A 10,160-nucleotide genomic window follows, 5' to 3' on the forward strand; every position below is an offset into this window, starting at 1 on the left:
TTGAATCAACAACTTATTTTTTAAGGTGAGTAAGCGACAATATAGCGAGCCCAGGTCCTTTCTTAAGAATTAAAGCCAGAAGAAAATAAAAGAATGACGCAAAAGTTATTGCTATAAACATTTCTAACACCCACCAAAAACCATCAAAATCTGGTATATACATAAAAACACCAACTGTAATAAATGAAACAAAGAGAGAAATTCCAAAAGAATAGAAGATTTGTCTCAACTCAACATGGGTAAGTTTCTTAATAGTGTAAAACAAATAAGGAAATACACATATCACAGCAAGAAGAATAGAAATGCCAGCACCAATAAGACCATACCAATAAGTGAGAGGATAAAGAAGCCCTATCATCACTAACATTTTGATTGTATAAAATCTGAATTCCTGTTTTGTAAAGCCATAAGCTCTCAATAATGGATTAAATGAAAACAACAAAGTTTGAAAAACATATGATACAAATATTATTTTAAACGGTTCAACCATTTCCACCCAAGTACTGCCCAATACAAGAAGAACAATAGGCTTTGCATAAAGCACAACCACAATACACATCATGGAAAGAAGATACATGACAATATTCTGAATTTGACTAAGGACATGGTCGACCCTAGATTTATCGTCTGTTATCTGAGCATAAAGTGGAAAGGCGACATTATCAATCACACCTGTAACGAAAGTTCTTGGATAACCTGCAATTGTTTGAGCACGATTATACAATCCAAGAGATGCTGTACCCAAAACGTTACCGACTATAGCAACATCAATATTAGTAGCAAACCATGACGTGATATTTTTCAACTGCAACCACCCCCCAAATCTATATAGCTCATAAAATTTATCTTTGTCAATAACAAACTTAACTTTATATGGATAAACAAAGAATGAATATATTAGCCTAAACAAATATTCTGATAGTAGTGCAATAATTAATCCCCAATAAGACTTCATGTAGTACACGCTAACTACAACGAGAACAAAACTAAGAATTTTTGGAAAAACTTTAAGATAGAAGTATTTCTTTAATTTGATCTCCTTCTGAAAATATGCTATTGCAGGATTTTGTCCTGCTGAGAATATAACACTTAACATTATAACCATAGATGGAAGCACTCCTTCCTCATTATGGTAATAATAAGTGCATATTGGAAATATCAAAAATTCCAAAACTATTGTTGCTACTATTGATGCTAATAAATTCGCAGACCAAGCCGTATCCAAATAGTCTTTAATATCTCCTTTCTTCTGAACTAAAGCTGGGCCTAATCCCATAGAAAACGCAATTGTTCCAAGGCCAGTAAAAAACACAGCAATAGCATAGACACCAAAATCAGTTGAAGACAATATTCTACTAGTTATTGCCAATTGTACAATACCTAATACTGTAAATATAACATTTTCGGCAGCTGTCCACATTGTTCCAGATAAAAAAACGCTTTTTAAGCTTTTCCCCATTTTACTTTGATATAAGATATGATTTTACATTATAGAGGAATGATATTATTCTCCTTTTTGCATTAATATAACAAGTAGGGATTTGCACCAGCAAACTCTTTGCTGCACAATCTAATCCCTCCCGTAAAAGTATACGCTTAAAAGATTCTCTACCTGTCTTCTGAGCTACAGGATGATGAAATGCATAATTATATTTAGTTATATATTTTTCAGGAATGAACTCAACATTGCATAGCCTTCTTGCAAGATCAATCAAATATTCACCTTTCTCCGACTGAACACTCGCTTGTGATACCCCCCAAGGACTATATTGGAGCATATTTTTTTCTACAGCATGAAAATCACCAAGTGTTAAATCAGATACGAGTCCGAATTCTTGATCACCAAGTTTATATCTACAAGAAGAACATGAAGGTCGCTTCAGATACTGAAAAGCAATCTCATAACTACTTCCTTTAAAAAGTTCTTGATGATGTTTCCCATTTTCAAAATCGGCATAAATATAATATGGTTTCCAACCACTCTCTTTATATCTTACGGAGAAATACTTTATCTGAGAATTATTATTTTCTTTTAATTTACTTGCAAAAAGATTTTGCACCTTAGGAGTCGTAGGTCCATGACACACCAAAGATATAGAATATAAATTATCTGTGTTACGCCCCCAATAATTATACAGAGCTGAAACTTCACATGGCAGACCGATAAATAATATTTTTTTCCTTTTTATATTTCTTATCGTTTGATAGATACCACCCTTCTCAGCTTGAATATACTTAGAAGTCCTAAACTGTTCTAATTCCTCAATAGTTTCTGCTATTGCATATTCCGATTTTGAAAAATCAGAAGAATAACGTACACCAACAACAACACCCTTTTCCAAAATAAATTGCTTACTGATGGCCGTTGCATAGCCTCCAGAAGAACTATATCTCGTTCCATCAATATCTCGCGTTTGCCCGCCAAACGAAGCTTTCAATACAATATCATTTCGATTAGAGGACTTCATTGGGCAGATTTTTATACATTTATTACAATGTATACACCCCTCATCTGTCTCTATATATGGATACAGAAAGCCTTCGTCATCTGGTTGCATTCTAATTAAATTCTTCGGGCAGACACAAGAACATAATTCACAGCCACAGCATTGATTCTTACTTTGATATAAACCGGATGTCAACATATTAAAAAGTTAATGCTGCTTTCAAGAATTTCATTGATCTCTCGCGCTCTGATTGAACCTTTTGGGTAACAAGTGTATAATCGATTGGCTGTTCCTGATAACTATCCCATTCCCTATGCTTATCTGTAATTAATCTATATTTAATCTCCCAAAGAGAAAGGATATCATCGATTCTAGAATGACGCTGTAACTTTACTCCAGTATTCTTCCTATAAAACACATATATCTGCTTTTCATTCATTATAGAAAATGCTGTACCATGGAAAGAATCTGTAAACACACATTCTGCCCCCCTTATCCAATTAACGAAACTGTCTGGAGACTCACCTGTCATTAGAAAATCTGCGTATTCCTGGTCTATTTCTGAATAACTTTCGTTACTAACTACTGATACAAGTTTGAGGCCCTTCAAATTAGCATATCTACGAGCACATTTCTTTGACTCTTCATCATTTCCTAAGAAATAGCAGAAAATATACTTATCTTCAAATTTCTTTTCAACTGGAAAAATCTTTTTCCAATCTTCGCAAGATATTAGATAGGTAGGATCAACAACAACCTCAGCGTGAATATTATTATCACATACTTTTGAAATAATATCTGCTCCTGTTTTTTCTCGTACAGAAAGATAGTCTATCCTGCTCCAAGCTTTACGAGATGTTCTCCAATAGCTCTTTGGATATTCTGAAACACCAAGACTAGTTGCATAAGATATTGTTCGAACGCTCTTGGGCACAAAACGGAATGAAGAATCAACTCCAAATGAGAATCCAGGATGCCATTTCTGGTCACTACCAATAAGAACAGCATCATATTCAGAACCTAGTTTACAGAGATTTGAAAAACCTGAAACTTCCTTTATATTATGTAATCTTCGATGTATGAATTCTACATAAGAAGTTTTTCTTTTCGCAATGTTATTTTGAAAAGTTGCATCATTAAATTTTGTGCGTGCTGCCTTTTTCTTCTTTTCTTGATAAGCATCAATCAAAAAACGAAACAAGCCCAAATCAAGCGGATAATGTTTGTTAAAACGATCTGCAGTATAATCGATTATCTCTGTTTCACACCCTAAAGACTCAACAATATATTGAGTTGCAAATGCCTGAAGCATAGTGCCATAATTTGGATTTTTATAAGCTATTAATAATCCAACTCTTTTCATTGTTTAAAATTTGACTATTATTAATTTGCTCCGTCAGGCAGAATCGAACTGCAAGCTTGTGCTCCACCTGTGCTGACGAATAACCTCATATTTTAAATGTGATAAACTCCCTCAAGTGGACAAATATTGAAACAATCCAATATCACCTTACCCTTGAGCCTATCCCAGTTGTGCTTGATGTGATCGTGCTTAACCATCAATACTACCATATCAACATCCTTCAGGAACTCATCGAAATCAGAGAACTGATTCTCTGCAATCTTGTGGTTCTCGAGAAAAGGATCGTAGCACTTCAATGGACGAGCTAAGTGGCGCTGCTGAATATCGAGTAATTGAAGGGCTGGAGACTCACGGAAGTCATCAACATTCTCCTTATAGGTCAACCCATAGAGGCCTACTTTACGGTTATCGGTGATATTGTTCTCCTTCATGATCTCATAAATGCGCTCAAGAACGAATGTTGGCTGGCTATCGTTAGTCTTCATCGACTCATCGATTACCTTAGCGAGCTGTGGATAGTCTCCAACGAGGAACCATGGGTCGACAGAAATACAATGCCCACCTACACCAGGTCCTGGCTGAAGAATATTTACACGTGGGTGCATGTTGCAGATGCGGATAATCTCGTATACGTTCATATTGTCGTGACGACAGATACGTGCAAGCTCGTTAGCGAAAGCGATGTTAACTGCACGAAAGGTGTTTTCAACCACCTTGGTCATCTCCGCAGTACGAATATCGGTTACTACAATATCACCCTGACAGAAGCTTGCATAGTACTCTTTTACCTTCTCACCAATCTCACGCGAGTCAGCACCAATAGTGCGGTTGTTGTGAAGAAGCTCATAAATCATGTTGCCTGGGATAATACGCTCAGGAGCGTGCACAAGGTTTATGTCCTCACCAATCTTGAAGCCGTTCTCCTCGATGACAGGACGTACGAACTTGTCGATGGTTCCTGGACTGACAGTTGACTCGATAACTACGGTTGCTCCCTTAGGACAAACCTTCATCACTTCCTTGACAGCTGCTACTACATAGCATGCGTCAACCTTCTTTGAAAACTTGTCGTATGGTGTAGGAACGGACACGACATACATGTCTGTCTTCTGGTACTCTGTAGTGAACTTGATGCCAGCTTTGAGGGCATTATGAAAGAGTTCGTCGATACCATCCTCTTTGAAGGTGGTGTGACCTGCATTGAGGGTATTAACGAGCTGCTCGTTGTAGTCAGTACCGATGACCTCAACTCCGTGAGAGGCCATCATAAGGGCGGTCGGAAGACCGATGTAACCCAATCCAATTACATTAATCATGAGTTTGATTTTTAATGAGTTATTTTTTGTTGTTATTTTCTGTTGTTGGGATGAAATTGACATCGTAACGTTCTGTCTCTTTGTCAGCAAGGATGTCTGCAATGCGACAGCAAGCCTGTCCATCACCGTAAGGGTTAACTGCTTTGCTCATAGCATCATATGCTGCTGCATCGTCAAGGAGGACGCTTACCTCATTCATAATCTTATCATAATCTGTTCCCACAAGATGAACAGTACCAGATGCAAGTGCTTCAGGACGCTCTGTGGTATCACGCATTACGAGTACTGGCTTTCCAAGTCCTGGAGCCTCCTCTTGGATTCCACCAGAATCGGTCAAGACAATAGTAGCTCTACTCATAAGGTGTACAAACTCGAGATACTGAAGTGGCTCAATAAAGAAAAAGTTAGGACGAGTAAGATCTTCACCAAACACTTCGTGGATAGGCTTGCGCACGTTAGGATTGAGGTGCATAGGATATACGAAGTCAACCTCAAGATATTTTTCTGAAAGATCCTTCATTGTAGTTACCATACGAATGAAGCCGTCACCAAAGTTCTCGCGACGGTGACCAGTGATGAGGACAAGCTTCTTGCCGTTAGCAAGACGTGTTACATCGTAACCTGCCTGTACGAGTACGTTGTCTTGCTCCTTAGCGAGCGCATCATCGGTCTTAAGTTTATTAACTACCATATAAAGGGCATCAATAACGGTATTACCGGTCACATAGATGTTGCCATGAGCTTTCTCCTCCAACAGGTTCTTCTCAGAAAGTGGAGTTGGAGAAAAGTTATAGGTAGCAATACGTCCTGTAATCTGACGGTTCATCTCCTCTGGCCATGGAGAGTAAATATTATGAGTGCGAAGACCTGCCTCCACGTGACCTACAGGAATCTGGGAATAGAACGCTGCAAGGGCACCTGCCATTGAGGTAGTGGTGTCACCATGAACGAGTACAACATCTGGACGACACTCTTTGAACACATCACGAAGACCGGTGAGGACACGTGCAGTCACATCAGTAAGATCCTGACCTTGCTTCATGATGTTGAGGTCGTAATCAGGCTTCACATCAAAGATTTTGAGAACTTGATCAAGCATTTCACGATGCTGACCGGTAACACATACGATAGTTTCGAACTCATCGTTGCGCTTCTGGAACTCTTTTACCAATGGGCACATCTTGATTGCCTCTGGCCGGGTTCCGAAAACTAGCATAACTTTCTTTGCCATAATTTGACTGTTATTATTTTATTTTTTATTCTTTTGTAAGCAGCCTAACCACAGAATTATCACTAGAAGAAAAGTTGCAAAATACAGTAGCAGTAACTAAATATTTTGAGAAAGAGGAAAGGAAAGGCTAAAGACGAAGGTCTAAAGGGGATATTCGCAGGTGCCATAGTAATTGGTACTTCGACTAACTTAGCATAAACTACTCTTCACACTTATAGTACTTCGAGTACCATTGAGCGAAAGCCCTTAAGCCCTTACGTAGTGAGATTGATGGCTTGAAGCCAAAATCTTGTTCCAATGAAGTTGTGTCAGCATAGGTGACAGAAACATCACCTGGCTGCATTGGCACTAATTCTTTGTGTGTCTCAAAATCGTAATCATCAGGAAGTACCTTGGCTGCTATGAGCTCTTCTTGAAGAATGGTCACGAAATCAAGGAGATTCTCAGGTGAGTTGTTACCGATATTATATACCTTGTATGGTGGGATTGGAAGTCCGTCCTCGCCATTTTTCTTCTCAGGAGCATGCTGCATGATACAGACAATACCCTCTACAATATCATCAACATAGGTGAAGTCGCGTTTGCAGTTGCCGTAATTGAATATTTGGATGGTCTTACCCTCACGAAGTTTGTTGGTAAAGCCAAAATATGCCATATCTGGACGACCGCAGGGACCGTAAACAGTGAAGAATCGCAGACCTGTGCTTGGTATGTTATAGAGCTTGCTATAAGCATGAGCCATTAACTCATTGCTCTTTTTAGTAGCAGCATAGAGTGATACAGGATTGTCCACCTTATCATCGGTACTATAAGGCACTTTCTTATTGCTTCCATACACACTACTGGAAGAAGCATATACTAAATGCTCCACGCTATGATGACGACAGGACTCTAAGATGTTATAAAATCCAATAAGGTTACTTTCAATATAAGCATCAGGGTTAGTGATGCTATAACGTACACCAGCTTGTGCAGCAAGATTCACGACTACCTGAGGATGGTAGTTAGTGAAAATAGACTCAACAATTTCCTTTTTAGCAATACTGTCTTTTATGAAAACAAATCTGTCACCGTAAGCAGACAATTCTTGTAAGCGTTCATACTTTAAACGTACGTCATAGTATTCGGTAATACTATCAATACCGATGACTTTCACGCTATCAAACTCATTTAGCAAACGTTTCACCAAATTGGCTCCGATAAAACCGGCTGCACCAGTCACCAAAACCACTTTGTTCTCTAAACTAACATTGTATGTTACCATAAAGTTAATCTCTTTGGAAAATGTCACGAGTATATACCTTCTCTTTCACATCATCCAGACAAGAATCGTAGCGGTTGGCGATGATGGCCTGACTTATTTCCTTGAATTTGATTAAGTTATTGACCACTTGGCTACCAAAGAATGTTTCACCATCTTGCATAGTAGGCTCGAAAATCACAATAGTAGCACCCTTCGCCTTGATACGCTTCATAATCCCTTGAATGGCACTCTGACGGAAGTTGTCAGAATTGGACTTCATGGTCAAACGATATACACCAATGGTTATTTTTTGCTCTTTCTGGGCATCCCATGAGCAGGAGGCAGTATAATAACCAGCTTTACGCAAGACTTGATCTGCTATGAAGTCTTTTCTTGTACGGTTACTTTCGACAATAGCAGTCATCATGTTCTGAGGAACATCCTGATAATTAGCCAATAGTTGTTTCGTGTCTTTAGGCAAACAATAACCGCCATAACCAAAACTAGGATTATTATAATGTGTACCAATACGAGGATCAAGACCAACACCCTGTATTATCGACTGAGAATCCAGACCTTTCATCTCTGCATAAGTATCAAGTTCATTAAAATAACTGACACGCAATGCAAGATAGGTATTAGCAAACAGCTTAACAGCCTCTGCCTCCTTGATACCCATAAAAAGCGTAGGAATATCTTCCTTGATTGCACCTTCCTGAAGCAATGCGGCAAAAGTATGCGCAGCCTTCTCTAAGACAGGAATATTCGCAATGACCTTTATTGCTTCATTTTCCTCGTCGAACTGCTCGCTATCAATCAACTTTGGATAACCAACAATGATACGACTTGGATAAAGGTTATCATAAAGGGCCATGCTCTCACGAAGAAACTCAGGAGAAAAAAGCAAGTTAAGCTTCCTGACTCCCTTTCGGGCATACTTCAAATAAAGTCCACGACAATATCCTACTGGAATAGTAGACTTAATTACCATCACAGCATCAGGATTGACACTTAAAACCAAGTCAATGACATCCTCTATATGATGAGTATCAAAATAGTTTTTCACCGGATCATAGTTAGTAGGAGCCGCTATAACCACAAAATCAGCATCACTGTAGGCCTCGGCGCCGTCAAGCGTAGCCGTTAGATTCAATGACTTTTCAGACAAATATTTCTCTATATACTCATCCTGAATAGGCGATTGTTTACGATTAAGCATATCTACTTTCTCAGGAATCACATCGACTGCCGTCACCTGATGATGTTGCGACAAAAGCGTTGCTATGCTAAGACCAACATAGCCGGTACCTGCAACAGCAATCTTCAATTCTTTTGTATCCATTGTTGATTTATGTTAGTGTTCAGAATTATTCTAGTTATCTATCCAAGACCTCAAACTTCGGCGAGTTCTTGGATTTAAATTCAGGTACCACTCTCTTCATTAGTTTCACTGTGTCCATGATCTTTACCGTACGGGATAACTTCTCAAACTCTCCATAAGTTTCAAGGATATCAGTATACTCATAATGACGTACCTTCGCTATCATTATCTTCTTATTCTCGGTAGGAATCGTATTCTCTTTATCGCTCAGGACTTCTTCATAAAGCTTCTCACCCGGACGCAATCCCGTAAACTTGATCTCAATATCTTTACCGGGACGATAACCGGCCAATTCGATCATACGGGTGGCCAGATCAACAATCTTCACGGCTTTTCCCATCTCAAAGACAAAAATCTCATTGCCTTCACCCATAGTAGCGGCCTCCATTACCAAGCGACAAGCTTCGGGAATAGTCATAAAGAAACGAATGATATCGGGGTGAGTCACTGTGACAGGACCGCCATTCTCGATCTGTTCTTTAAAACGGGGAATTACAGAGCCGTTACTACCCAAGACGTTACCAAAGCGGGTAGTGATAAATTTGGTATGGCCTTTCACTTTGCCCTCACGGATGGCACAGCCCAAGCTCTGTACATAGATTTCAGCTAATCGTTTCGAGCATCCCATTACATTGGTAGGATTTACAGCCTTATCGGTAGAAACCATGATCATCTTTTCAGCTCCGTATTCAACTGCCATATCAGCAACCTGGCGAGAGCCGACAACGTTGACCAGTACAGCTTCACAGGGATTCTCTTCCATTAACGGAACATGCTTATAAGCAGCGGCATGAAAGATGATCTGAGGCTGATAAGTTTCGAAGACCATACGGAGACGTTCTTTCACGCGGACATCTCCAATGACAGGAACAAAATCAAGACCGGGATAATTCTTCTCAAATTCCAGACGGACATTATGCAAAGGTGACTCGGCGGAATCAAACATGATCAGCTTCTTGATGTTCATCTGAGCCAGTTGCCGGCAAAGTTCGCTACCAATACTACCGGCAGCTCCTGTCACCAGCACAACCTTGCCACAGAACTCAGTCATCACCTCCTCCATATTGATATGAATTTCTGAACGACCCAGCAAGTCTTCAATCTTGATAGGGCGTACCCATTGGTGGAAACTTCCGTTTTCGTCAGCCTCACTGATACTCGGAGCAATCAACGTTTTCA

General features: G+C 39.4%; 8 protein-coding genes. All 8 read right to left on the minus strand.

Going from position 1 to position 10,160, the window contains the following annotated elements; translation table 11 throughout:
- Nucleotides 1-13 precede the first annotated feature (13 nt).
- On the minus strand, nt 14-1,459 hold the full coding sequence (locus tag KTR07_RS17010) for a lipopolysaccharide biosynthesis protein (RefSeq protein WP_016267355.1): 1,446 nt from the start codon (nt 1,457-1,459) through the stop codon (nt 14-16).
- A 1-nt stretch (nt 1,460) separates the two neighbouring features.
- The gene (locus KTR07_RS17015; protein WP_254306558.1) at nt 1,461-2,558 is read right to left on the minus strand and encodes a Coenzyme F420 hydrogenase/dehydrogenase, beta subunit C-terminal domain; all 1,098 of its coding nucleotides are present in this window, start codon (nt 2,556-2,558) and stop codon (nt 1,461-1,463) included.
- 88 nt (nt 2,559-2,646) lie between these two features.
- The gene (locus tag KTR07_RS17020; protein WP_016267353.1) at nt 2,647-3,810 is read right to left on the minus strand and encodes a polysaccharide pyruvyl transferase family protein; all 1,164 of its coding nucleotides are present in this window, start codon (nt 3,808-3,810) and stop codon (nt 2,647-2,649) included.
- A 92-nt stretch (nt 3,811-3,902) separates the two neighbouring features.
- Nucleotides 3,903-5,126: a nucleotide sugar dehydrogenase gene (locus KTR07_RS17025; protein WP_016267352.1), complete on the minus strand. Its 1,224-nt coding sequence runs from the start codon at nt 5,124-5,126 to the stop codon at nt 3,903-3,905.
- A gap of 19 nt (nt 5,127-5,145) precedes the next feature.
- Complete coding sequence (gene wecB, locus KTR07_RS17030; RefSeq protein ID WP_016267351.1) at nt 5,146-6,357, minus strand: non-hydrolyzing UDP-N-acetylglucosamine 2-epimerase; 1,212 nt, start codon at nt 6,355-6,357, stop codon at nt 5,146-5,148.
- Nucleotides 6,358-6,556: 199 nt separating this feature from the next.
- Nucleotides 6,557-7,621: an NAD-dependent epimerase/dehydratase family protein gene (locus tag KTR07_RS17035; RefSeq protein WP_011107344.1), complete on the minus strand. Its 1,065-nt coding sequence runs from the start codon at nt 7,619-7,621 to the stop codon at nt 6,557-6,559.
- 4 nt (nt 7,622-7,625) lie between these two features.
- Nucleotides 7,626-8,942, minus strand: a complete 1,317-nt coding sequence (locus KTR07_RS17040) for a nucleotide sugar dehydrogenase (protein WP_011107343.1) — start codon at nt 8,940-8,942, stop codon at nt 7,626-7,628.
- Nucleotides 8,943-8,976: 34 nt separating this feature from the next.
- Nucleotides 8,977-10,160: UDP-N-acetylglucosamine 4,6-dehydratase family protein (locus KTR07_RS17045; protein ID WP_217315466.1), on the minus strand; the 1,184-nt coding region annotated here is incomplete at its 5' end.

The organism is Bacteroides sp. MSK.20.82 (assembly GCF_019052485.1).
GTDB lineage: Bacteria > Bacteroidota > Bacteroidia > Bacteroidales > Bacteroidaceae > Bacteroides > Bacteroides thetaiotaomicron.